This is a genomic window from Streptomyces sp. 13-12-16, assembly GCF_002114215.1.
Lineage (GTDB): Bacteria > Actinomycetota > Actinomycetes > Streptomycetales > Streptomycetaceae > Streptomyces.
Genome location: NZ_NCTE01000583.1, coordinates 1 through 24,716, shown reverse-complemented (window position 1 = coordinate 24,716; position 24,716 = coordinate 1). Strand labels below are relative to the sequence as shown.

The following is a 24,716-nucleotide window of genomic DNA, read 5'->3' as shown; positions in this document are numbered from 1 at the left end:
CGGCTCCGCCCTGAACGCGTGGATGATCGCCCGCCATCATCCCCTACCGGCGGGTAACACGCGAGGGGGCGGCGCTCAGAAGTTGATGCTGCCGATCATCCCTGCGATGTTGGTCGTCAGCTCGCTGATCGTGGGCGCCATCGTCGACGAGGCGAGGTAGAAGCCGAGCAGCATGCACACCACGGCATGCCCCGCCTTCAGGCCCGACTTCTTGATCAGCAGGAAGACGATGATCGCCAGCAGCACCACCGCCGAAATCGAGAGTGCCACGGCGGTTCACCTCCAAGGATCCCAGGGCGCGGGGGTAAGGGAGACGTAGGAACGTGGGGGCAGGTAGAGCGACACAGCAGCCAGCAGGTTCATACCCACTATGCGCTAACGATCATAACTATCCGTACGTGCGCATCGGTCGGCGCACGGCCGCACAAGGGGGCGCATGGCCAATATGGTCAGGGCATGACGACCGAGACCGACTCCTTCCCCCGACGGCACGCCCGTACCCTGCGCTTCACGCTCGGCGCGCCGCGTTCGTTCAGCGTGGCTCCCGACGGCTCGCGTGTCGTGTTCCTGCGCTCCGGTTCCGGTACGGACCGGGCCAATTCGCTCTGGGTCCTCGACACGGAAGGGGGTGGGGAGCGCGTGGCGGCCGACCCGCGCGCCCTCCTGGGCGGGGCCTCCGAGAACCTCTCCCCCGAAGAGCGCGCACGGCGCGAGCGGAGCCGTGAGGGTGGCGCCGGCATCGTCGGCTACGCCACCGACGCGGCCGTCGAGTTGGCGTCTTTCGCCTTGTCAGGGCGGCTTTTCACGGCCGAACTGCGGGCCGGGACGGCACGCGAACTGCGCGTGCCGGGGCCGGTGATCGACCCGCGTCCGTCGCCCGACGGGCGGTACCTCGCCTACGCCTCCCGGGGCGCGCTGCGCGTCGTGGGGGCCGAGGGTGCGGACGAACGGGCCCTCGCCGCGCCGGAGTCGGAGGGCGTCACCTACGGCCTGGCCGAGTTCGTCGCGGCCGAGGAGATGGGCCGCTCACGGGGCTTCTGGTGGGCTCCGGAGTCGGACCGGCTGCTGGTGGCGCGCGTGGACGACACGCCGGTACGGCGCTGGTGGATCTCCGACCCCGCGCATCCGGAGCGGGAGCCGCAGCGGGTGGCGTACCCGGCGGCGGGCACCCCGAACGCGGACGTCCGGCTGTTCGTGATCGACCTCGACGGAACGCGCACCGAGGTCGCCTGGGACCGGGCGCGCTACCCGTACCTGGCACATGTGCACTGGTCAGCGGCGGGTGCCCCGCTGCTGCTCGTCCAGGCGCGCGACCAGCGCGCCGCGCTGATCCTGGCCGTGGACCCGGACTCCGGGGCGACCCGGATGGTGCACGCCGACGAAGATCCGATTTGGCTGGAACTTTTCCCCGGGGTGCCGTGCTGGAGCCCCTCCGGGCAACTGGTCCGGATCGCGGACGAGGGGGGCGCGCGACGACTCGCCGTCGGTGAACGACCGCTCACCGGAGCGCAGCTGCACATCCGCGCCGTACTGGACGTCTCCGACGACGACGTGCTGGTCTCGGCGTCGGCGGGCGAGGAGGCGGCCGACCCCGAGATCGGCGAGGTGCACGTCTACCGGGTGAACGAACTCGGCGTGGAGCGCGTCTCGCAGGAGCCCGGTGTGCACTCGGCGGTGCGTGCCGGGGGCGTGACCGTGCTCGTCTCGGCGGTCCCGGACCGGCCAGGTTCGCGGGTCCAGGTGCTGCGTGACGGGAAACCGACGGCGACTGTCCCGTCGTACGCCGAAGACCCCGGTATGTCCCCCCGCGTGACGCTGACACAGGGGGGCGCACGCCGAATTCCGTGCGCCGTGCTTATGCCCCGGGACTACGCCGGTGACACCGCCCTGCCGGTGCTCATGGACCCCTACGGCGGTCCGCACGGGCAGCGGGTGCTCGCCGCCCACAACCCGCACCTGACCTCGCAGTGGTTCGCCGACCAGGGGTTCGCGGTGATCGTCGCGGACGGGCGCGGGACGCCGGGCCGCTCGCCCGCCTGGGAGAAGTCCGTCCGGGACGACATCGCCGCCCTCGTCGTCCAGGACCAGGTGGACGCCCTCCAGGCGCTCGCCGCCGACTTCCCCCTCGACCTGGACCGGGTCGCCGTCCGGGGCTGGTCCTTCGGCGGCTACCTGGCGGCCCTCGCCGCCCTGCGCCGGCCCGACGTCTTCCACGCGGCCGTGGTGGGCGCCCCGGTCACCGATCTGCGCCTGTACGACACCCACTACCAGGAGCGCTACATCGGCCACCCGGACGAGCAGCCGGAGGTCTACCGCCGCAACTCGGTGATCGACGACGCGGGCCTGGTCGACGCCACCGGACCGCACCGCCCGATGATGATCATCCACGGCCTTGCGGACGACAACGTGGTGGTCGCCCACTCCCTGCGGCTCTCCTCCGCGCTGCTGGCGGCCGGCCGGCCGCACGAGGTGCTGCCCCTGTCCGGGGTCACCCACATGACCCCGCAGGAGGAGGTCGCCGAGAACCTGCTCCGGCTCCAGCTCGGCTTCCTCAAGCGCTCGCTGGGGATCGCAAACGGGGACGAACCGCGTTAACACACAGGCAACTTCACGGAAGCGGTACCGATATACGGACACGGCACGCTGATCAGCGTACGGCCGTGCGGGTGCCGTAAGCGGGCCGGGGTGCGCCATGTCATCCCGGCCCGTCGCCGTGTCCCTCCACGGGTACCAGCACCTTCTCCTCGGCGAAGTGGCAGGCCGAGTCGTGCGCCACCGGCCCCCCTGCCGCGCGGAACCACTCGGGCACCGCGAGCGCCGGCACCTCCCGCGCGCAGCGCTCCCGCGCCTTCCAGCAGCGGGTGCGGAAGCGGCAGCCGGACGGGACGTCCGCCGGCGACGGGACGTCCCCGCCGAGGATGATCCGCTCGCGGCGCCCCCTCGCCTCCGGGTCCGGTACGGGCACGGCGGAGAGCAGGGCCTGGGTGTACGGGTGCGTGGGGTGTTCGTAGATCTCGGTGTCCGTGCCGGTCTCCACGATCCGCCCCAGGTACATCACCCCGACCCGGTCGGAGATGTGCCGGACGACCGACAGGTCGTGCGCGATGAACACGTACGCCAGGCCGAACTCGGCCTGCAGCCGGTCCATCAGGTTGACGACCTGGGCCTGCACCGACACGTCCAGCGCGGAGACCGGTTCGTCGGCGACGATCACCTCGGGGCGCAGTGCCAGGCCCCGTGCGATGCCGATGCGCTGGCGCTGACCGCCGGAGAACTGGTGCGGATAGCGGTTGACGTACTCCGGGTCGAGGCCGACGACGTCCAGCAGGTCCTGGACCCTCCTTCGCCGGTCGCCCTTCGGGGCCGCCTCGGGATGGATGTCGTACGGCTCCCCGATGATGTCGCCCACCGTCATGCGGGGGTTGAGGGAGGTGTACGGGTCCTGGAAGACCATCTGGATGTTGCGGCGCACGGCCTTCAGCGCCCGGCCCGACAGCCTGGTGATGTCCTCGCCCTTGTAGCGGATCGAACCGGCCGTCGGACGTTCGAGGTTGACCAGCATCCTCGCGACCGTGGACTTGCCGCAGCCGGACTCGCCGACGATGCCCAGCGTCTCGCCCCGGCCGAGCGCGAAGTCCACGCCGTCGACCGCCCGTACGGCGCCGACCTGCTTGCGGAGGACGACGCCCCGCGTCAGCGGGTAGTGCTTGACCAGACCGCTGACCTCCAGGACCGGCTCAGCCATTGAGGCACTCCCTCCAGAAGTGGCAGGCACTCCCCCGCGTCGGTGAGACCTCGTACAGCGGTGGTGCGTCGGTGCGGCAGACGTCGCGGGCCGACGGGCAGCGGGGGTGGAAGGCGCAGCCCGGCGGGACGTGCGTGAGGTTGGGCGGCAGGCCCTCGACGGCGTAGAGCTCCCGGCCCTTGAGGTCCAGGCGCGGGACGGAGGCCAGCAGGCCCCGGGTGTACGGGTGAGCGGGGCTCTTGTAGACGTCGTGCACGGGTGCCGATTCGACGGTCCGGCCCGCGTACATCACGGCGATGCGGTCGGCGACGTCGGCGACCACGCCCAGGTCGTGGGTGATGAGGATCAGACCCATGCGCAGCTCGCGCCGGAGTTCCGCGAGCAGTTCCATGACCTGGGCCTGGACGGTGACGTCGAGGGCGGTGGTGGGTTCGTCGGCGATGATCAGGGCGGGTTCCAGGGCCAGCGCCATGGCGATCATGATGCGCTGGCGCATGCCGCCGGAGAACTGGTGCGGGTACTGCCCGGCCCGCTCCCGGGCGGCGGGGATGCGCACCCGGTCCATCAGCTCGACGGCCCTGGCCCGCGCCTCCTTGCGGGACGTGCCCCGGTGCACGGTGAACATCTCGGCGAGCTGGTCGCCGACGGTGAGCACGGGGTTGAGGGACGACAGCGCGTCCTGGAAGATCATGGCCATCTCGGCGCCCCGGACCCTGCGGCGTTCGTCCTCCTTCAGCTTCAGCAGGTCCCGGCCCCGGAACAGCACCTCGCCGCCGGTGATCCGGGCGGGCGGTGTGTCGAGGATGCCCATGACGGCCTGCGCGGTCACGGACTTGCCGGAACCGGACTCACCGAGCACGGCCAGGGTCTCGCCCGCGTCCACGCCGTAACTGACGCCGTCGACGGCCTTGGCGACCCCGTCGCGGGTGTGGAACTCCACGTGCAGGTCCCGTACTTCGAGCAGCACGGCGGCTCACCTCAGCTTCGGGTCGAGGGCGTCGCGCACCGCGTCGCCGAGCATGATGAACGCCAGGACGGTGACCGCGAGGGCCCCGGAGGGCCACAGCAGCGCGTGCGGGGCGTTGCGGACGTACGGGGAGGCGGCGGAGATGTCGATGCCCCAGGAGACGCTGGGCGGCTTCAGACCGACGCCGAGGTAGGACAGGGTGGCCTCCAGGGCGATGTACGTGCCGAGCGCGATGGTCGCGACGACGATGACCGGGGCGACGGCGTTGGGCGCGATGTGCCGCAGCATCAGCCGGGCGGGGGAGGCGCCGAGCGCCCGCGCGGCCTGGACGTAGTCGTTCTGCTTGACGGTGATGACGGAGCCGCGGGCGATGCGGGAGATCTGCGGCCAGCCCAGCAGCACGATGAAGCCGACGACCGGCCAGACGGTGTTGCTGGTGATGACCGACAGCAGCACCAGTCCGCCGAGGACGACCGGGATGGCGAAGAAGACGTCGGTGATCCTGGACAGGACCGCGTCCCAGGCACCGCCGAAGAAGCCCGCCAGGGCGCCCAGGACGCTGCCCAGGACCGCGACGCCCAGGGTGGCCAGGACGCCGACCGTGACGGACGTACGGGCGCCGTGGACGGTGCGGGTGTAGACGTCGCAGCCCTGGCCGTCGAAGCCGAAGGGGTGGCCCGGCCGGGAGCCCTCCTGGGCCCTGGCCAGGTCGCACTCGAGGGGGCTGCCGGGGGCGATCGCCGAGGGCCACAGGGAGACGAACACGAGGAAGAGGATGACCAGCCCGGAGATGATGAAGACCGGGTTGCGGCGCAGGTCGCGCCAGGCGTCGGACCACAGGGAGCGCGGCTTGTCCCGCGGTCCGGAGCCGCCCCGGCCCTTCGGCCGCCGCTCCGGCGTCCCGGCCGCCTCGACGCCCACGTCCACGGTGCCGCCGACGGCGGCCCCCGCGACGGCGGGATCGGGTTCGTAGTGCTGCTCAGGCATAGCGGATCCTCGGGTCCAGTACGGCGTAGAGGAGGTCGACGACGAGGTTGGCGACCAGGAAGACCAGCACGAGCACGGTGACGAAGCCGACGACGGTCTGGGTGCTCTGCCGCAGGATGCCCTGGTAGAGCTGGTAGCCGACGCCGTGGATGTTGAAGATCCGCTCGGTGACGATCGCGCCGCCCATGAGGAAGCCGATGTCGGCGCCGATGAAGGTGACCACGGGGATGAGGGAGTTGCGCAGCAGGTGCCTGACGACCACCCGGCGGCGGGGCAGGCCCTTGGCGACGGCGGTGCGGACGTAGTCGGAGCGCCGGTTCTCGGCGATGGAGGTGCGGGTCAGCCGGGTCACGTACGCGAGGGAGACGGAGGCCAGGACCAGGCCGGGCAGGAGCAGTTCACTGAAGGGCGCCTCGGTGGAGACCGAGGGCCGGATCCAGCCCCACTCCACGCCGAGCAGCAGCTGGAGCAGCAGGCCGGTGACGAAGGTGGGCACGGAGACGACGACGAGGGTGAACAGCAGGACGCCGGTGTCGACGGGGCGGCCCCGGCGCAGTCCGGTGACCACGCCGAGGGTGACGCCGACGACGACTTCGAAGACGATCGCGATCAGGGTGAGGCGGATGGTGACGGGGAACGCCGTCGACATCAGCTCGGTGACCTCCTGGCCGTTGAAGGCCGTGCCGAAGTCGCCGGTGAAGACGTTCCCCATGTAGGTCAGGTACTGCTGCCAGACCGGCCGGTCGAGGCCGAACTCCTGCCGCAGCCGCCCGGCGGTCGCCGGGTCGCACCGGCGTTCGCCGCAGAGGCCCGCGACGGGGTCGCCCATCACGTTGACCATCAGGAAGATCAGCAGCGTGGCCCCGACGAAGACCGGGATCATCTGGAGCAGCCGCTGGACGACGTAGCGTCCCATGGCGGTTCAGCTCACCTTGATCTGGTCGTAGACGGGGACGCTGAAGGGGTTGAGCTCGACGTCGGAGAGCCGTTCGGACCAGCCGGCGCTGCCGTTCTGGTACCAGAGCGGGATGGCGGCCATGTCGTCGCGGACGACCTTCTCGGCCTGCTGGAACAGGCCGATGGCCTTGGCGGGGTCGGTCTCCCGGTTGGCCCGGTCGACGAGGTCGTCGAACCGCTCGTCGGACCACTTGCCGTCGTTGGAGGAGGCGCCCGTGTAGTAGAGCGGCTGGAGGAAGTTCTGGATGAGCGGGTAGTCCATCTGCCAGCCGGCGCGGAACGGGCCGCTCATCTTGCGGCCGGTGATCCGGTTGCGGTAGTCGGCGAAGGTGCCGACCGGTTCGGCGACACAGGCGCGTTCGTCGTCCAGCGCGTTGTTGATGGAGTTGCAGACGGCGTCGACCCAGGCGCGGTGGGAGCCGGTGTCCGCGTTGTAGGTGATGGTCACCTTGCCGCCGGGCAGCCCGCCGCCCTCCCGGACGAGCTTCTTGGCCTCGTCCGGCCGGTACGCGCAGAGCTCCCCGCACAGGCCGGCCTGGAAGCCTCCGTCCTCGCCGAGGACCGGGGAGGTCCAGTCGGTGGCGGGGGTGCGGGTCCCCCGGAAGAGCGTGTCGGTGATCTGCTCGCGGTCGATGGCCATGGACAGGCCCTTGCGGACCTTCTCCGCGCCGGGTCTGTTCCAGGCGTCGTCGTAGTAGGGGAAGGCGAGGGTCTGGAGGATGCCGGCGGGGGTGTTGAGGTAGCGGTCGCCGAGGTCGGTCTTCACGTTCTTGAGCTGGGCGGCGGGGACGTCGTCGACCAGGTCGAGGTTGCCGGCCATCAGGTCGGTGTAGGCGGTGTTGCTGTCGGTGTAGACCTTGAGGTCGACGCCGCCGTTGCGGGCCTTGTCGGGGCCGGGGTAGTCGGACCGGGTGCGCAGGGACATCTGTGAGCCGCGCGTGTACGAGTCGACCAGGTACGGGCCGTTGCCGACCGGCTTCTTCACCCAGGCGTCGTGGTCGTCGAAGAAGGCACGGGGCAGCGGGGCGAAGGCGTTGTAGCCGAGGGTGTCGGGGAAGGTCGAGAACTTCTGGGTGAGCGCGACGGTGAAGGTGCGGTCGCCCGTGACCTTCAGGCCGGACAGGGTGTCGGCGGTCTGCTTGCCGCCGTTCTCCGGGTGGACCTCGTCGTAGCCCTGGATGTAGCCGAAGAAGTACGCGTTGCGCTGGTTGTTCTTCAGGCTCGCGCCGTAGTTCCAGGCGTCGACGAAGGACCGGGCGGTGACCTTCTCGCCGTTGCTGAAGGTCCAGCCGTCCTTGACGGTGACGGTGAAGTTCTGCGAGTCGGAGGTCTCGATCCTCTCGGCGAGCATGTCCTTCGCCTCACCGGTGACCGGGTCGTACCGCTTCAGCCCCCGGAAGATCATGTCGAGGACCTTGCCGCCCTGGACCTCGTTGGTGTTGGCCGGCTCCAGCGGGTTCTGCGGGTCGCCCCAGGAGGCGCTCAGTACGGCGCCGGCGTCGTCGGCACTGCTCTCGCCTCCGCAGGCGGTCGCGGCGAGGGCGACCGCCACCGCGCAGACGGCCCATCGGGCGTGCGTGGCTCCGCGCATCGGGTGCCTCCTCGTACGTGCGTCGGCCCTTTACGCCAATATCGACACAAAGGGTTCATCACGCACACGTAGGGCGCCTGTACGAGGGGGACTCCAGCCGTATGTACGTATGAGACGCCCGAAGAGGACAGCCGAAAGGGCACGGGTGCGGGAGTCCTGCGCTCCCGCACCCGTGCCCTTGACCCCTTCGGGGGACCGACGTCAGGCCTTGGCCACGTCGTTCTTCTCCAGCGCCTTCAGCCCCGGGTCCATCACCACGTCCTCGGCGCGGGCCTCGGTCGTGGGCTCCTCCGGGAAGTGGCAGGCCGTCAGGTGCCCCGGCTTGCTGCCCTCGATCCGGAGCAGCGGCGGCTCCTCGGTCGCGCACTTGTCCTGCGCCTTCCAGCAGCGGGTGCGGAAGCGGCAGCCGGACGGCGGGGAGATCGGCGAGGGCACGTCTCCCTCGAGACGGATGCGCTCCCTCTTCTCCGCGTCGATGTCGGCGTCCGGGACGGCGGACAGCAGCGCGTGCGTGTACGGGTGACGGGGGCCGTTGTAGATCGAGTCGCGGTCCGCGATCTCCACGATCTTGCCGAGGTACATCACCGCGACCCGCTGCGAGAAGTGCCGCACGATCGCCAGGTCGTGGGCGATGAAGACGAAGGCGATCCCCATCTCCCGCTGCACCTCCTGCAGCAGGTTCACCACCTGGGCCTGGATCGACACGTCGAGGGCCGAGACCGGCTCGTCGGCGACGATCAGCTTCGGCTCCAGCGCGATGGCGCGCGCGACACCGATGCGCTGGCGCTGGCCGCCGGAGAACTCGTGCGGGAAGCGGTTGTAGTGCTCCGGGTTGAGACCGACGATCTCCAGGAGCTCCCGGACCCGCTTCTCCCGGCCGCCGGGCGGGTTGATCCCGTTGATCTCCATCGGGCCCGAGATGATCGTGCCCACGGTCTGCCGCGGGTTCAGCGCCGTGTACGGGTCCTGGAAGATCATCTGGATCTCGGACCTGATCGGCGCCAGTTCCTTGCGGCCGGCCCGGCTGATGTCCCGGCCCTTGTACTCGATGGTGCCCGTGGTCGGCTCGTACAGCCGGGTCAGCAGCCGGCCGGTCGTCGACTTGCCGCAGCCGGACTCGCCGACGAGGCCGAGGCTCTCCCCCGGGAAGACCTCGAAGTCGACGCCGTCGACGGCCTTGACCGCGCCGACGGTGCGCTTGATCGGGAAGCCGCCCTTGATCGGGAAGTGCTTCGTCAGACCACTGACCTTCAGCAGCGGTGCGCTGTCACCGTCCCGCTGCTGCGGGACCGTGTCGGCGACCGCCGTGGTCGTCTTGCTGTTGTCGCTCATGGTGATGCCCCAGTCGCCGGTTTCCGCTCAGCCCAGCCGGGGCTGAATCGTCTCGATGAACACCTGCTGCCGCTGCTCCGCCGTCAGGTGGCAGGCGGCGGCACGCCCCTGGGCGAGCAGCGGGCGCTCGCCCGAACAACGCTCGCCCGAGACCTTGTCGGTGAAGCCGCACCGCGGGTGGAACGGGCAGCCCGAGGGCGGGTTGAGCAGGGAGGGCGGCGATCCCGGGATCGGCATCAGCGGCTCGTCGACGGAGGCGGAGAGCCTCGGCATCGAGCCCAGCAGGCCCCAGGTGTACGGGTGCTGGGGCGCCTTGAGCACCTCGCGCACCGAGCCGCGCTCCACGGCACGGCCGGCGTACATCACCAGGATGTCGTCGGCCATGTTGGCGACCACACCGAGGTCGTGGGTGATCATGATGATCGCGGAGCCGAACTCCTGCTGCAGGTCCTTGAGCAGGTCGAGGATCTGCGCCTGCACCGTCACGTCGAGCGCCGTGGTCGGCTCGTCGGCGATGAGCAGGTCCGGGTCGCAGGAGAGCGCCATGGCGATCATGGCGCGCTGGCGCATACCGCCGGAGAACTGGTGCGGGTAGTCGTCGACCCGCTGCTGCGGGTGCGGGATGCCGACCTTCTGGAGCAGGTCGATGGCGCGCACCCGGGCGTCCCTCTTGGAGGCGCCGGTGTGCTTCATGAACGGCTCACCGATCTGCCGGCCGACCGTGTAGTACGGCGACAGCGCGGTCAGCGCGTCCTGGAAGATCATCGCCATCTTCTTGCCGCGCAGCGTCTCGAGCTGCTTCTCGCCGGCCGTGATCAGCTCCTGGCCGTCCAGCGTGATCGACCCGTCGATGGCGGTCTTCTTGCGGTTGTGCAGGCCGAGGACGGCCAGGTTGGTCACCGACTTGCCGGAGCCGGACTCGCCCACGATGCCGAGGGTCTTGCCGCGCTCCAGGTCGAAGGAGAGCCCGTCCACCGCCTTGACGATGCCGTCGTCGGTGGAGAAGTGGACCTTGAGGTCGCGCACCGAGAGGAAGGCTTCCCCCGCGGCGGCGGCCGGAGCCTCTTCGGGCTTGGTCTGAGTGGTCACGGTGGGTTCTCCTAGGACAGACGCACGCGCGGGTCGATGACGGCGTACAGAGCGTCCACGATCAGGTTGAAGAAGATGATGAGCGCGGCACTGACCAGCATGACGCCCATCAGCATCGGCAGGTCCTTGTCGATGACGGAGGACAGCGCGAGCCGGCCGAGTCCGGCCAGACCGAACGTCAGCTCCGTCACCATGCCGCCCGACAGCAGCGAGGACAGGTCGATGCCGAGGATGGTGATGATGGGGATGAGGGAGCCGCGCCAGGCGTAGCGGAAGAAGACGAAGTTGCCCGACATGCCCTTGGCGCGGGCCGCCTTCACGTGCTCTTCCTGGAGCTGCTCGATCATCGAGGAACGGCTCATACGAGTGTAGTTGGCGGTGAAGATGGTCGCCATGACGACCCAGGGGATCAGCAGGCCCATGAACCAGCCGCCGAGGTCCTCGGAGAAGGGCACGTACTTCGGCTTGTCGAGCCATCCGGTGCTGTAGACCAGGCCGAGCAGCACCAGCGGACCGAGGAAGTAGATCTGCATGGAGCTGATGACCAGCGAGCCGGAGCTGAAGCTCTTGTCCACCCAGGTGCCGCGGTACTTGGCGGCGAGCATGCCGGCGCCGAGGCCGACGATGAGGAAGACCAGCAGGCTGCCGAGGGTCAGCGAGAGCGTCAGCGGGAAGCGGTCGACGATGGTGTCCCAGACGTTCTGGTCGTTGGCGAAGGAGACACCGAAGCAGGGGGCTGCACAGTGGCCGACGGCGAAGTCACGGCCGGCGAAGATGCCGATCAGGAAGTTCCAGTACTGGACGGTGACCGGCTGGTCGAGGCCGAGGTTCTTGTGGATGATCTCCAGCGCGTCCGGAGTGCAGTTCTTGCCACAGGCCAGCAGCGCCGGGTCCTGCGGGATCGCGAAGAACATGAAGAAGGTGAACGCACTGATCAACAGCAGGATCAGCGCCGCGCCGAATGTCCGGCGAATGAGGAATGGAAGCATGGCAGGAAGCTGCTCTCAGGACGGCGGCAATTCGGAGGGTGAGTCTGGAGACGTCCGGGGCCCGGTGGTGGGCGCTCCGCCGCGCGCCCACCACCGGGATCCCGGGCCGGCGGTTACTTCTTGAGGAAGACCCGGGTGACGTCCACGTAGCTCGAGTCGGAGCTGTAGCGGATGCCGCCGACGTTCGAACCGAAGATCTGGAAGACCTTGGTGTAGTAGATCGGGGCGGCCGGGTTGACTTCCTTGGCGATGTACTCGCTCAGCTCGGTCCACGCCTTGGTGGCCTCGGCGGTGTCGGTGATCTTCAGGATGCGCTGGATCTCCGAGTTGACGTGGTCGTCGTTGATGTGCGAGTAGTTCGACGCACCGTCCTGGATCTGCGTGCCGTCGTAGAGCGGCGGGACGACCGTGGAGGCGGACGGCCAGTCCTGGCCCCAGCCGGTCATGTACAGGTCGTAGCTGTTCTTGACCTTGCCGACCTGCTCGTACCAGGTGGCGCTGTCGATCTCCTTCTTCTGGATGTCGAGACCGATCTTCTCCAGGGCGTCGGTGATCAGGACGGCCTGCTGCTGGCGGACCGGCGTGTTGGCGTAGGCGTAGACGAGGCTCTTGCCCTCGAAGCCGCCTTCCTTGATCAGCTTCTTGGCGGCCTCGATGTCACCGTTGGGCTTCTTCGAGCGGTTGAACGGGTCGAAGTCCTCGCTGTAACCCGGAGTCGTGGGCGAGGTCAGGGAGTTGGCGACCTCACCGCCGTAGGCGCCGCCGTCGGCCTTGAAGACCGAGGTGGAGGGCATGGCGAGGGTGATGGCGTCACGGAGCTTCTTGTCCTTGACGCGGTCCATGTTGAAGTTGAGCTGCCACACGTAGGGCGCGTAGCCCTGGATCGTGCGCTTCATGGCCTCCTTGTTGCTCACCACCTTCTGGAGCTGGGTGGTGGCGACCTGGCCCGTGAACATCATCGCGTTCTTGGCCTCGCCCTGGTCGGCCAGGAGCGTCTTGGTCTGGTCCTCGTCGTCGTGGTTCATCGAGATGTCGAAACCGTCGACGTACTGGTGGCGCACGGAGTCGGACTTCGCGTCCCACTCGGTGTTCTTGACCAGCTTCATGGACTTGCCGGGCTTGAAGTCGGCGATCTTGTACGGACCCGTGGCGACCGGGTCGGAGTCGTACTTCTCCTTGGTGTCCGTCTCCTCCGGGACGACGCTGTAACCGGGCATGGTCAGCATCTGCGGGAGGTCGGGCTGCGCGTCCTTGAAGTGGAAGACGACCGTCTTGTCGTCCGGCGTCTCCAGGACGTCGTTCGGCAGGTGCTTGCCCTTGAACGGACCCTCGTACGCCTTGCGGTAGGTGGTGCCGGCGCCGGACAGCCACTGCTGCAGGTAGGTCGGACCGTCGGTGATGAACGTGGCGTACAGCCGCTCGATCGTGTGGCGGATGTCCGCCGAGTTGATCGGGTTGCCGTTCTCGTCCTTCAGGTCGTCCTTCAGGGTGTAGGTCCAGGTCTTGCCGCCGTCCGAGACCTTGCCCGCGTCGGTGGCGAGGTCGCCCACGACGGTCAGGTTGCCCTGGTCGTCCTCGGAGTACTGGGTGAGACCGCGGTAGATGAGGCGGCTGAGCAGCTTGCCGTCCGAGACGTAGATCTGCCCCGGGTCCAGGTGGGAGAAGTCGTCCTCCTGGTAGACGGCCATGGTGCCGCCCGGCTGGGCGCCCGGGATCTCGGCGGCCGGACCGGTCGACGCCTTCACGTCACCGATCTGCACCGGCTTCGACTGCGACTTGGCGTCCTCTTTCTTCTTGCTGTTGTCCTTGGCGGGACTGTCGCTGCCGCCGCCACCGCAGGCGGTGAGGGTCAGTGCGCCGGCGGCGACCGCGACGATCGCGGCCGTGGCGGCACGGTTACGGAAGATGCTCATGGGGACGGATCCACCTGCCTGTGAGTAGTGAGCACTGCTGGTACACGGCCGGAACCGGGCCGTACGGCGCCGGGGACCGGCCGGGCGGGAGTGTGGGGGGATTTCCCCTGTGGCTCAGCGCCCTGTCTTGGGATCGAAGGCATCCCGCACCGAGTCGCCGAGGAGGTTGAAGGCCACGACGAAGATCACCATGGCCACTCCGGGGAAGAGCATGTAGTACGGGTCCTGTTCCACGGTGCTGGCGCCGATGGCGAACATCCGTCCCCAGTCGGGGGTGGGTTCGACGTAGCCCACACCCACGAAGGAGAGGAACGCGATACTGAGGATGGTGGCCGGCAGCATGAGCGTCGCCTGCACCAGCGTCGGCGTGACGATGTTGGGCAGCAGCTCCTTGCGGATGATCCGCCAGGGCGAGGCCCCGGAGATCCGCGCCGCCTCGATGAACTCCCGGTCGCGCAGGGAGAGCGTGGCGCCACGGACGATCCGCGCCATGCTCATCCAGCCCAGGAAGGACAGCACGATGATGATCGCGCAGGTGCGCACGTAGGTGGGCGTCTCCTTGTCCGGGGCGACGAACACCGTGGTGATGACGGGCATCGCGGCGACGAAGAACAGCTGGCTGGGCAGGGCCATGAAGAAGTCGGTCATCCGGCCGAGCCAGTAGTCGATCTTCCCGCCGAAGTAGCCGCCGGCGAGACCGATCAGCACACCCAGCACCGTCATCAGGAGCGTCGCGACCAGCGCCGTGGCGAGCGAGGTCCGGATGCCGTACAGCAGCTGCGTGAACACGTCACGGCCCAGACCGGGCTCGACGCCGAACCAGTACTCCCCGTCCATGCCGCCGAAGGCCTTCGCCGGCATGGTGAACATGTCGAGAAGTTCCGGGTTCTCCTGCCCGTAGAGGGTGTACGGGTCCTTGCCGTACACCTTCGAGATCAGCGGGGCGCACGCGGCGACCACGAAGAAGAAAATCACCACACACGCGGAGACGACTCCGGTACGGTCGCGCTTGAAGCGCTGCCACATCAACTGGCCGGGGGAACGACCCTCGGGCTGCTTGACGCCCTTGACGACCGTGTTTTCGGCGGTCGCCGCGAGCTCAGGGTCCAAGACAGCCGCGGACCCGGAGTCCTCGGCCTTGATTGGACTGGTCATCGTGTTCGTCCCCCGGGGGGTTGGAGAGTTGAGCGCAGCACAGATACCGGCAGGTTCTGTGGTTTGGGGGAACTTTCGCCAAGACAGTCAACGCGCGTCAAGGGCGGAAGGCATAGGGATCTCCCTACCGTTCATATTTTGAGCGAAAATTGCAAAGATTGACACCTACGCGCGCTTGACACCTCTGGAGAGAAACCGGCAATTCGGACAATTAGGTGCAGCTTTTTGTTTACATGTCCGAAACGTGTCCGCGCGCACTCCGATATCCGAACGCATCCTCCCGGCTCCCATGAGTAACAGAGGGCTCACGGGCTCGCGAAGGCGGACCCTCCGGCGGCCCCGTACCATGGGGTGAGGCCGAGGCGTGTTCAGCCCGGCAGGGCCCGCACACCACAGACGCCCGTGCGGGGCATTCCTCAGCACTCCGGGAGTACGCCTTTTATGGCCACGCGCCACGACATCCGCAACGTCGCCATCGTCGCCCACGTCGACCACGGTAAGACCACCATCGTCGACGGCATGCTCAAGCAGGCCGGCGCCTTCGCCGCGCACCAGCTCGACTCGGTCGACGACCGCATGATGGACTCGAACGACCTGGAGCGTGAGAAGGGCATCACGATCCTCGCCAAGAACACGGCGGTGAAGTACCACCCCAAGGACGGCGGGGAGCCCATCACGATCAACATCATCGACACCCCCGGCCACGCCGACTTCGGTGGCGAGGTCGAGCGCGGTCTGTCGATGGTCGACGGCGTGGTGCTGCTGGTGGACGCCTCCGAGGGCCCGCTGCCGCAGACCCGCTTCGTGCTGCGCAAGGCGCTCCAGCAGCGGCTGCCCATCATCCTGTGCATCAACAAGACGGACCGTCCGGACTCCCGGATCGACGAGGTCGTCAACGAGACCTACGACCTCTTCCTCGACCTGGACGCCGACGAGGACCAGATCGAGTTCCCGATCGTCTACGCCTGCGGCCGCGACGGCATCGCCTCGCTGACCAAGCCGGAGGACGGCACGGTCCCGGCGGACTCCGACAGCCTGGAGCCGTTCTTCTCCACCATCCTGGAGACCATCCCGGCCCCGTCCTACGACGAGGACGCCCCGCTCCAGGCCCACGTCACCAACCTCGACGCCGACAACTTCCTCGGCCGCATCGCCCTGCTCCGCGTCCACCAGGGCGAGCTGAAGAAGGGCCAGACGGTCGCCTGGATGAAGCGCGACGGGTCCGTCTCCAACGTGCGCATCTCCGAGCTGATGATGACCGAGGCGCTCACCCGCAAGCCCGCCGAGAAGGCCGGCCCCGGTGACATCTGCGCCGTCGCCGGCATCCCGGACATCATGATCGGCGAGACCCTGGCCGACCAGGAGAACCCGGTCGCGCTGCCGCTGATCACGGTGGACGAGCCGGCGATCTCCATGACCATCGGCACCAACACCTCCCCGCTGGTCGGCCGCGGCGGCACCGGCAAGGGCGCCGACAACAAGGCGGCCGTCAAGGACCGCAAGGTCACCGCCCGCCAGGTCAAGGACCGCCTGGACCGCGAGCTGATCGGCAACGTCTCGCTCCGCGTCCTGGACACCGACCGCCCCGACGCCTGGGAGGTGCAGGGCCGCGGCGAGCTGGCGCTGGCCATCCTGGTCGAGCAGATGCGCCGCGAGGGCTACGAGCTCACCGTCGGCAAGCCGCAGGTCGTCACCAAGGAGATCGACGGCAAGGTCCACGAGCCGGTCGAGCGCATGACGATCGACGTCCCCGAGGAGCACATGGGCGCCGTCACGCAGCTCATGGGCGTCCGCAAGGGCCGGATGGACAACATGTCCAACCACGGCTCGGGCTGGGTGCGCATGGAGTTCGTGGTGCCCTCCCGCGGTCTGATCGGCTTCCGTACGGAGTTCCTGACCCAGACCCGCGGCACGGGCATCGGCCACTCCATCCACGAGGGCCACGAGCCCTGGTTCGGCACGCTCACCACCCGTAACAACGGCTCCCTGGTCGCCGACCGCGCCGGTGCGGTCACCGCGTTCGCGATGACCAACCTCCAGGAGCGCGGCGTGCTCTTCGTCGAGCCCGGCACCGAGGTGTACGAGGGCATGATCGTCGGCGAGAACTCGCGCTCCGACGACATGGACGTCAACATCACCAAGGAGAAGAAGCTCACCAACATGCGGTCGTCCACGGCCGATGTGGCCGAGTCGATCGTGCCGCCGCGCAAGCTGTCGCTGGAGCAGTCCCTGGAGTTCTGCCGCGACGACGAGTGCGTGGAGGTCACCCCGGAGGCGATCCGCATCCGCAAGGTGAACCTGGACGCCCGCGAGCGCGCCCGCGCCGCGAGCCGCGCCAAGCACGGCTGACCCGACGCACACGAGAAGCGGCACACCCCCGGCGGGGTGTGCCGCTTCTCGTGCGTGCGGCGTCAGTCGCCGGCCGACGGCCCGGCGCTCTCCGCGCCCGGCCCCCGCGCCGGTTTCTTCACGAAGCCCATGTCCTCGTACACCGGCGTACGGAATCCGAACGCGCCGGCGTTGGCCAGGTTCTTGCGGGCGGCGGTGAGCTGGGGGCGCTGGTAGAGGGGGATGGAGCCGGCCGCCGCCCAGATGCGGGAGTCCGCCTTGCGGAGCAGGGCACGGTGCTCGGAGGCGTCGAGCGTGGTGACGGCCTGGTCGAAGAGCTGGTCGACCTGGTCGGTGCCGACGCGGGTGTAGTTCTGCTCCACGTTCAGGGAGCCGTCGGCGGCCGGGGCGGGTTTGGCGTAGACGGGGCGGGCGTCGGTGGCGGGGTAGGCGGTCGCGGGCCAGGAGTACAGGGCGAGGTCGTACTCGCCGGACGCGATGTGGTCCTTGAAGTAGCTCGCGTCGTCGACCTTGGTGATCTTCGTGCCGATGCCGATCCGCTCCAGCATCTCCGAGATCCGGCCGGCCACGGTGCGCAGCGTGTCCGAGCCCGGTCCCGAGGGCAGGACGAAGCGGAGGGTGAGCGCCTTGCCGTCCTTGGCCACGCGGACGTTCTCGGCCCGTGCCGGGGCGGCGGTGCCCTTGGGGGCGTAGGCGCCGGGGGCGCCGCCCTGCTTCAGCTGCTTGGTACTGGTACCTGAGTCCCGCGGGGCCTTGCCGTCCTCCCCGCCGGTGTACGTGCCGTCGTCGCCGCCCTGCTCCGGGCTCCCGGCGCCCGTGCCGGAGTCCCGCGGGGCCTTGCCGTCCTCCCCGACGATGTACGTGCCGTCGTCGCCGCCCTCGGACTCGCTGTCCTCCTCGGAGTCCCCGACCTCCTCGCCCTCCGAGCCGGCCGCCTCCTCCCCCTCGTCCTTCTTCTTCACCGGCCCGCCCGGCACCCAGCCGGCGTCCGCGAGCAGCGCCCGCGCCTCCTTGGCGTCCTGCTCGCCGAGGGCACCGCTGCCGTCGGCGTAGGCCGCCTGGCCGGACAGCGCGAGGTGGCTGCCGAGGGGCACGGCGGGCAGGCCGAGCGGTTCCAGGACCGTCTCGGCGATGGCCTTCCGGTCCAGTGCGCGGGCCACGGCACGGCGGACCCGCTCGTCGGCGAGGGGGCCGTCGGCGCCGTTGAGGGCGAGCTGGGTGTAGGCGGGCTCCAGTGACTTGCGCACCTCGAAGCCGGTGAGGGCCTTCTGCTGACGGGCGTACTTCACCCTCTTCTCGCGCAGCTTCTCGCGGGCGGAGATCTCCTCGTCGGCGGCCTCCTCGTCGGAGCCGTTGGCGACGGCCCAGGAGCGCAGCGCGTCCGCTGCGGACTGCTCGGCGCCGGGGCCCATCAGGGGGCTGTTCGCGCTCCGCGGCAGCGCGGCGGCGGTGATGCGGCGGGCGGCGGCCGGGTCGATCTCGGCCAGGTCGACGGTGCCGGCGCTGAGCGCGGAGATCCGCTTGTCGTGGGGCACGGCCCGCAGCACGATCGTGGAGAGCTTCGCCGGGTCGCCCCACCAGCGCGCGTTGCGGGTGAGGGTGACCTCGTCCTTCCCGGTGTCGACCTTCTTCACCGTGAAGGGCCCGGCGGTGACCTTCAGCTTCTTGCGGGCCCCGTCGTTGAAGGAGTCCGGGGTGCCCATGACCTCCTTCGGGTACAGCGGCGTGAACAGGGACTTCCAGTCGGCGTAGGGACGGCTGAAGGTGACCTTGACCTCCAGGTCGTCCTTGCCCCGTTCGACCTTCTCGATGCGGTCGTAGCCGGCGTTGCGGGCGGTCCAGTAGGCGGTGTCCTTGCCGGACAGGGCGCGCCACTGGGCGGCGAAGTCCGCGGCGCCGATCTCCCGGCCGTCGCTCCAGACGGCCTGCTGGTTGAGCCGGTAGAGCACCACCTGTCTGGGCTCGGTGTCGACGACCTCGGCGGACTCCAGGTAGTCGGGGTTGCGCACCGGCCGGCCCCGGCCGTCCATCCGGTACATCGACGGCAGGACGGCCTGGGCGACCCGGGTGGTGGTGGCGTCGGCGTCCGACTGGAAGGCGTTCAGGGTCTCCGGAGCGGTGTCCACGGCCCAGCGCAGGGTGCCCCCGTCGGCGATCCCGGACCGGTCGGCGCGTGCGATGTCCGCTCCCGCGAGGGGCTTGCCCGCCGGGTCGTCGGAGCCGCATCCGGCCAGCGCGGGCACCGCGAGCACGCCAACGGTGAGGAAGGCGAGCGAGCGCAGAGCCGCGCGCGGGCCGACGCCGTCGTGGGACATCTCTGGGTACCTCCGGGAAGCCGCGGGCGTTACGATCACTTTTGGTGGTATTTGGAGCTCATCCGATGTACGCGGCCCACTGAAGAGGAAAGGGTTCGGCAACTCAGGGCGACACGGCGGCCACGGGTGCCAAGCCCACCCGTGCGGCGCAAAGCACCGGAGAGTGCACCCGTACGCCTCGGCCAATCGATGCACATCCCTTCACAGCGCAAGGTGTGACGCGCAACACTCTCAGGCGCATGAACGTTGCCGCCTTGGGCCAGAAGGACCCGTGGAAGTGAGGGCAAGTCATGTCCGTGCACGACGAACTGACATCGGTCCAGCGCTGTCTCGACGACCTGATCCGGTCGGTGGGGCGCCTGGAGAAGGAAATGGGCAGCGGCGGCCTGGAGATGCGCCGCGTCCGCGCCGACACCAATCACCTGCGCGAGAGCCTCGCGCTGCTGCGGGAGACGGCCCCCGCCGTCGTGGCCTCGCAGAAGCGCCCCGATCTCGTGACCATCTCCGACACGCCCTACGACCCCTCGCTGTGGGTGGACACGGACGACGAGGGTCTCGGCGCCCGCGACCGTCGCGCCCCCTGACCCCCGCCCGTCGCGGCGCCCCCGACCCCTACCGGAGCGGACAAGTGGCCACTGGCACGGAACCTCCCGCCACAGGACCCCATCCCCGAAGCGGCGGTGTGAGAACCGGTACGCGCGCCGCGATCGCCGCACCGCACCTGCGGACCGACCGCTGGTGGCTGGCCCCGGCCGCCACCGCGGCCGGTCTGCTCGCCTTCGTCGTCTACTCGACCTGGCGGGCCTTCGCCAACGCCGACTACTACGCGGCGCCGTACGTCTCGCCGTTCTACTCGCCGTGCCTCGCGGAGAACTGCGAGCCGATGCGGGCCGGACCGAACTGGGAGCTGTTCGGGAGCTGGTGGGGTATCTCACCGGCGATCATCATCCTGATCTTCCCGCTCGGCTTCCGGCTGACCTGCTACTACTACCGCAAGGCCTACTACCGGGGGTTCTGGGCGTCCCCGCCGGCCTGCGCGGTGGCCGAACCGCACGCCAGGTACACCGGGGAGACCCGCTTCCCGCTGATCCTGCAGAACATCCACCGGTACTTCTTCTACGCGGCGATCCTGGTCGCCGGCATCCTGACCTACGACACCGTGCTCGCCTTCCGCGACGAGCACTACGCGTGGGGCCACATGGGGCTGGGCACCCTGGTGTTCCTGGTCAACATCGTGCTGATCTGGGCGTACACCATCTCCTGCCACTCCTGCCGGCACATCGTCGGCGGGAAGCTGAAGCACTTCTCCAGGCATCCCGTGCGCTACCGGATGTGGCAGTGGGTGGGCCGGCTGAACGCCCGGCACATGCAGCTCGCCTGGGCGTCGCTGCTGAGCGTGGCGCTCGCCGACTTCTACGTGTATCTCGTCGCGTCCGGTGTCTTCGACGATCCGCGCTTCTTCTAGCTGGGGGCCTTCACTGATGTCCGTGGTCGACCGACAGGAGTGGGACGTCGTCGTGGTCGGGGCCGGCGGCGCCGGTCTGCGCGCCGCGATCGAGGCGCGCGAGCGGGGCGCCCGTACGGCGGTGATCTGCAAGTCGCTGTTCGGCAAGGCGCACACCGTGATGGCCGAGGGCGGCATCGCGGCGGCGATGGGCAACGTCAACGCCGGGGACGACTGGCAGGTCCACTTCCGCGACACCATGCGCGGCGGGAAGTTCCTCAACCAGTGGCGGATGGCCGAGCTGCACGCCCAGGAGGCGCCGCAGCGGGTGTGGGAGCTGGAGACCTGGGGCGCGCTGTTCGACCGGACGGAGGACGGCCGGATCTCGCAGCGCAACTTCGGCGGCCACGAGTACCCGCGCCTGGCGCACGTGGGCGACCGTACGGGCCTGGAGCTGATCCGCACCCTCCAGCAGAAGATCGTCGCACTCCAGCAGGAGGACTTCCGCGAGACCGGGGACTACGAGTCCCGGCTGAAGGTCTTCCAGGAGTGCACGGTCACCCGCGTGCTGAAGGACGGCGAGCGAAGCGAGATGGGGGTCCCCCCGGCCGAAGGCCGGGGGAGGGTGAGCGGCGTCTTCGGCTACGAGCGGGAGTCCGGCCGGTTCTTCGTGCTGGAGGCGCCCGCCGTGGTGATCGCCACCGGCGGCATCGGCAAGTCGTTCAAGGTGACGTCGAACTCGTGGGAGTACACCGGCGACGGGCACGCGCTGGCGCTGCTGGCCGGGGCGCCGCTGCTGAACATGGAGTTCGTGCAGTTCCACCCGACCGGGATGGTCTGGCCGCCGTCGGTGAAGGGCATCCTCGTCACCGAGTCGGTGCGCGGGGACGGCGGGGTGCTGCGCAACTCCGAGGGCAAGCGGTTCATGTTCGACTACATCCCGGACGTCTTCAAGGAGAAGTACGCCGAGTCCGAGGAGGAGGGCGACCGCTGGTACGACGACCCGGACCACAACCGGCGCCCGCCCGAACTGCTCCCCCGCGACGAGGTGGCCCGCGCGATCAACGCCGAGGTGAAGGCGGGCCGCGGCTCCCCGCACGGCGGGGTCTTCCTGGACGTGTCCACCCGGATGCCGGCCGACGTCATCAGACGAAGGCTGCCGTCGATGTACCACCAGTTCAAGGAGCTGGCGGACGTCGACATCACGGCGGAGGCGATGGAGGTCGGGCCGACCTGCCACTACGTGATGGGCGGCATCGCCGTCGACTCCGACTCGGCGGCGGCGCGCGGGGTGCCGGGGCTGTTCGCGGCCGGTGAGGTGGCCGGCGGGATGCACGGCTCCAACCGGCTCGGCGGGAACTCCCTGTCCGACCTGCTGGTCTTCGGACGCCGGGCGGGCCTGCACGCGGCCGAGTACGCGAGCGGGGCCGGGTCCGCGCGGCCCCGCGTGGACGACGTACAGGTCGACGCGGCCGCCGCGGAGGCCCTGCGCCCGTTCTCCGCGGAGGGCGGGGAGCCGGACGGGGGGCCGCCGGAGAACCCCTACACCCTGCACCAGGAACTCCAGCAGACGATGAACGACCTGGTCGGCATCATCCGCCGCGAGCACGAGATGGAGCAGGCCCTGGAGAAGCTCGCCGAGCTGCGCCTGCGGGCCCACCGGGCCGGCGTCGAGGGGCACCGGCAGTTCAACCCCGGCTGGCACCTCGCCCTGGACCTGAGGAACATGCTGCTGGTCAGCGAGTGCGTGGCCCGGGCGGCGCTGGAGCGCACCGAGTCGCGCGGCGGGCACACCCGTGAGGACCACTCCGGGATGGACCGGTCCTGGCGCAACGTGAACCTGCTGTGCGCGCTCGCCGGCCCCGCGGACGGTCTCGCGGCCACCGACCCGGCGCGCGGCCGGATCGCCCTCACCCGTGAGACCACCGAACCCATCCGTCCCGACCTGCTCGCCCTCTTCGAGAAGGAGGAGCTGGTCAAGTACCTGGCCGAAGAGGAGCTCTACGAATGAGCAGCTACGAGGCCCGCTTCAAGGTGTGGCGCGGGGACGTCGAGGGCGGCGGCCTGGAGGACTTCGAGGTCGAGGTGAACGACGGCGAGGTGGTCCTCGACATCATCCACCGCCTCCAGGCCACCCAGGCCCCCGACCTCGCCGTGCGCTGGAACTGCAAGGCCGGCAAGTGCGGTTCGTGCTCGGCGGAGATCAACGGGCGTCCCCGGCTGCTGTGCATGACCCGGATGTCGGTGTTCGACCGGGACGAGACGATCACCGTGACGCCGCTGCGGGCCTTCCCGGTGATCCGGGACCTGGTGACGGACGTCGGCTTCAACTACGCCAAGGCCAGGGAGGTCCCGGCCTTCGTGCCGCCGGCCGGGGTCGGTCCGGGTGAGTACCGGATGATGCAGGAGGACGTGGACCGGTCGCAGGAGTTCCGCAAGTGCATCGAGTGCTTCCTGTGCCAGGACACCTGCCATGTGGTCCGCGACCACGAGGAGAACAAGCCGGCGTTCGCCGGGCCGCGCTTCCTGATGCGGGTCGCCGAGCTCGACATGCACCCGCTGGACGCCGCCGAGGACACCGGCCTGGACCGCAAGCGCACCGCCCAGGACGAACACGGGCTCGGCTACTGCAACATCACCAAGTGCTGCACCGAGGTCTGCCCCGAGGGGATCAGGATCACGGACAACGCGCTGATCCCGTTGAAGGAACGTGCGGTGGACCGTAAGTACGACCCGCTGGTGTGGCTGGGGTCGAAGATCAGAAGGCGTTAGGAGGCGCCGGGACGCAGCCAGCCCTCCCGGTACTCCTTCCAGTTCGTCTCCGTCGCCGCGAAGTCGATGTACGGGGCGACGCCGAAGAGCTCCCGGTCGGGGTCCGTCCGGGAGAGGCCGAGGCGGGCACCGCGGACGGCGGCGGCGACGGTCTCGGCGTGGCCCCAGTGGCTGGGGTTGCTCTCGTAGTAGAAGGGCAGCCCCATCAGCAGGTGGGTGGTGGGCGGGGTGACCTCCAGGGCGAGCGAGGTCTGCTGGGCCACGTAACCGCCGTAGGTGCTCTCCAACGGGCGCGCGGTGTCGTACGACATCACGGCGATCTGGTCGACGCGCCGGGCCACCTGGCCGAAGAACTTCTGCGACCACCACTTGGGGTGGTCGGCGAAGAGACCGGCGACCGAGTGGAGGTGCGGGAGCGGGTCGATCTGGTGGGCGGCAACGGACAGCTGGGCGTCCCGGTCACGGGTGACGGCGCGCAGGTCGTCCAGGAGGGAGAGGTAGTCCCGGTCGCCGGAGTGCAGCGGCTCCAGGTCGAGGTGGACGCCGTCGTAGCCGGTGTCCAGGACCTGGCGGGCCGAGCGGACGACCTCGGCGCGGGTGCCGGCACGCCCCAGCTCCAGGCCGTCGGGGCCGCCGTTGGCGAGGACGTCCCCGAGGAAGGCCTGGACCCGGACGCCCGGCAGCTCCCGGTGCACCGCGTCGATGAACCAACGGGCACGCGGGTAGGCCGACTTCGGCAGGGTGCCGTCGTGCTCCAGGGGACCGGAGTGGACGTAGAGGTCCCGGATGCCGGTGTCCTTCAGGCGGCGGGCGAGCGCGGTGACGTCGGCGTCCTTCTTCCGCCCGTCGACCCAGGCGTGCCCCAGCCACATGGCGTCCCGGTCACGGGTGTACGTGCCGTCCGCCGGGTCTCCCATGTAGTTGACGCGCAGGGCGGTCTCGACGGCGAGGAGGGGGACGAGCAGGAGGAGCACGACCGCGAGGACGGTGCGTCTGACCCGGCGGCCCCAGGGCCCGCGGCGTCCGCCGGCCCGCCCGCCGGGGACTGCCGCGCAGTCGCCGCCGGCCGATTCCGGCGGGGAGGCCGCGTCACCCGCTCCGACCGGCCCCG

19 protein-coding genes are annotated in these 24,716 nt (G+C 69.6%); 6 read left to right on the top strand and 13 right to left on the bottom strand.

Going from position 1 to position 24,716, the window contains the following annotated elements; translation table 11 throughout:
• Window positions 1-75: 75 nt before the first annotated feature.
• Window positions 76-270: a hypothetical protein gene (locus tag B7767_RS23335; protein WP_030220198.1), complete on the bottom strand. Its 195-nt coding sequence runs from the start codon at window positions 268-270 to the stop codon at window positions 76-78.
• Window positions 271-456: 186 nt separating this feature from the next.
• Here B7767_RS23335 and B7767_RS23330 point away from each other — a divergent pair, with 186 nt between their 5' ends.
• Window positions 457-2,595 (top strand): S9 family peptidase, encoded by a 2,139-nt coding sequence (locus tag B7767_RS23330; RefSeq protein WP_085573916.1) that lies wholly within the window; start codon window positions 457-459, stop codon window positions 2,593-2,595.
• Between the two features lie 100 nt (window positions 2,596-2,695).
• Here the strand turns inward: B7767_RS23330 and B7767_RS23325 are convergent, their stop codons facing one another.
• The 10 genes from B7767_RS23325 to B7767_RS23280 form a co-directional block, all read right to left on the bottom strand.
• On the bottom strand, window positions 2,696-3,745 hold the full coding sequence (locus tag B7767_RS23325; protein WP_085573915.1) for an ABC transporter ATP-binding protein: 1,050 nt from the start codon (window positions 3,743-3,745) through the stop codon (window positions 2,696-2,698).
• Entirely contained in the window at window positions 3,738-4,712 is a 975-nt protein-coding gene (locus B7767_RS23320; protein ID WP_085573914.1) for an ABC transporter ATP-binding protein, read from the bottom strand. Before B7767_RS23320 ends, B7767_RS23325 begins: the two co-directional genes overlap by 8 nt.
• 6 nt (window positions 4,713-4,718) lie before the next feature.
• On the bottom strand, window positions 4,719-5,699 hold the full coding sequence (locus tag B7767_RS23315) for an ABC transporter permease (RefSeq protein WP_085573913.1): 981 nt from the start codon (window positions 5,697-5,699) through the stop codon (window positions 4,719-4,721).
• Window positions 5,692-6,615 carry an ABC transporter permease gene (locus tag B7767_RS23310; protein ID WP_085573912.1) on the bottom strand — a complete coding sequence of 308 codons (924 nt, stop codon included), beginning with the start codon at window positions 6,613-6,615 and terminating at the stop codon, window positions 5,692-5,694. Before B7767_RS23310 ends, B7767_RS23315 begins: the two co-directional genes overlap by 8 nt.
• 6 nt (window positions 6,616-6,621) lie before the next feature.
• Entirely contained in the window at window positions 6,622-8,247 is a 1,626-nt protein-coding gene (locus B7767_RS23305; RefSeq protein ID WP_085573911.1) for an ABC transporter substrate-binding protein, read from the bottom strand.
• Window positions 8,248-8,448: 201 nt separating this feature from the next.
• A complete protein-coding gene (locus tag B7767_RS23300; protein WP_085573910.1) occupies window positions 8,449-9,579 on the bottom strand; it encodes an ABC transporter ATP-binding protein in 1,131 nt (376 codons plus the stop codon).
• 27 nt (window positions 9,580-9,606) lie between these two features.
• Entirely contained in the window at window positions 9,607-10,668 is a 1,062-nt protein-coding gene (locus B7767_RS23295) for an ABC transporter ATP-binding protein (protein WP_085573909.1), read from the bottom strand.
• 11 nt (window positions 10,669-10,679) lie between these two features.
• Window positions 10,680-11,657, bottom strand: a complete 978-nt coding sequence (locus B7767_RS23290) for an ABC transporter permease (RefSeq protein ID WP_085573908.1) — start codon at window positions 11,655-11,657, stop codon at window positions 10,680-10,682.
• 113 nt (window positions 11,658-11,770) lie between these two features.
• Window positions 11,771-13,570 carry an ABC transporter substrate-binding protein gene (locus B7767_RS23285; RefSeq protein ID WP_085573907.1) on the bottom strand — a complete coding sequence of 600 codons (1,800 nt, stop codon included), beginning with the start codon at window positions 13,568-13,570 and terminating at the stop codon, window positions 11,771-11,773.
• A gap of 114 nt (window positions 13,571-13,684) precedes the next feature.
• On the bottom strand, window positions 13,685-14,725 hold the full coding sequence (locus B7767_RS23280; RefSeq protein ID WP_085573906.1) for an ABC transporter permease: 1,041 nt from the start codon (window positions 14,723-14,725) through the stop codon (window positions 13,685-13,687).
• Window positions 14,726-15,166: 441 nt separating this feature from the next.
• On the opposite strand from B7767_RS23280, the gene typA reads away from it, so the two are divergent.
• Window positions 15,167-17,074, top strand: a complete 1,908-nt coding sequence (typA, locus tag B7767_RS23275) for a translational GTPase TypA (RefSeq protein ID WP_085573905.1) — start codon at window positions 15,167-15,169, stop codon at window positions 17,072-17,074.
• A 62-nt stretch (window positions 17,075-17,136) separates the two neighbouring features.
• Here typA and B7767_RS23270 read toward each other — a convergent pair whose 3' ends face one another.
• The gene (locus B7767_RS23270) at window positions 17,137-19,389 is read right to left on the bottom strand and encodes an ABC transporter family substrate-binding protein (RefSeq protein ID WP_085573904.1); all 2,253 of its coding nucleotides are present in this window, start codon (window positions 19,387-19,389) and stop codon (window positions 17,137-17,139) included.
• A 290-nt stretch (window positions 19,390-19,679) separates the two neighbouring features.
• Here B7767_RS23270 and B7767_RS23265 point away from each other — a divergent pair, with 290 nt between their 5' ends.
• From B7767_RS23265 to B7767_RS23250, 4 genes are read left to right on the top strand one after another with little or no spacing between them, the layout of a single operon-like run.
• Window positions 19,680-19,973, top strand: coding sequence for a hypothetical protein (locus tag B7767_RS23265; RefSeq protein WP_085573903.1), 294 nt, complete (start codon window positions 19,680-19,682; stop codon window positions 19,971-19,973).
• Window positions 19,974-20,017: 44 nt separating this feature from the next.
• Window positions 20,018-20,854, top strand: a complete 837-nt coding sequence (locus tag B7767_RS23260; RefSeq protein ID WP_085573902.1) for a hypothetical protein — start codon at window positions 20,018-20,020, stop codon at window positions 20,852-20,854.
• A gap of 16 nt (window positions 20,855-20,870) precedes the next feature.
• The gene (locus B7767_RS23255) at window positions 20,871-22,844 is read left to right on the top strand and encodes a fumarate reductase/succinate dehydrogenase flavoprotein subunit (RefSeq protein ID WP_085573901.1); all 1,974 of its coding nucleotides are present in this window, start codon (window positions 20,871-20,873) and stop codon (window positions 22,842-22,844) included.
• Window positions 22,841-23,605 (top strand): succinate dehydrogenase/fumarate reductase iron-sulfur subunit, encoded by a 765-nt coding sequence (locus tag B7767_RS23250; protein WP_085573900.1) that lies wholly within the window; start codon window positions 22,841-22,843, stop codon window positions 23,603-23,605. The genes B7767_RS23255 and B7767_RS23250 overlap by 4 nt, the downstream gene beginning before the upstream one ends.
• On the opposite strand, the gene B7767_RS23245 is transcribed toward B7767_RS23250, so the two are convergent.
• Window positions 23,602-24,716 (bottom strand): glycoside hydrolase family 18 protein (locus B7767_RS23245; RefSeq protein WP_256923535.1); only part of this gene is annotated, 1,115 nt, incomplete at its 5' end. The two genes, B7767_RS23250 and B7767_RS23245, sit on opposite strands and share 4 nt — an antisense overlap.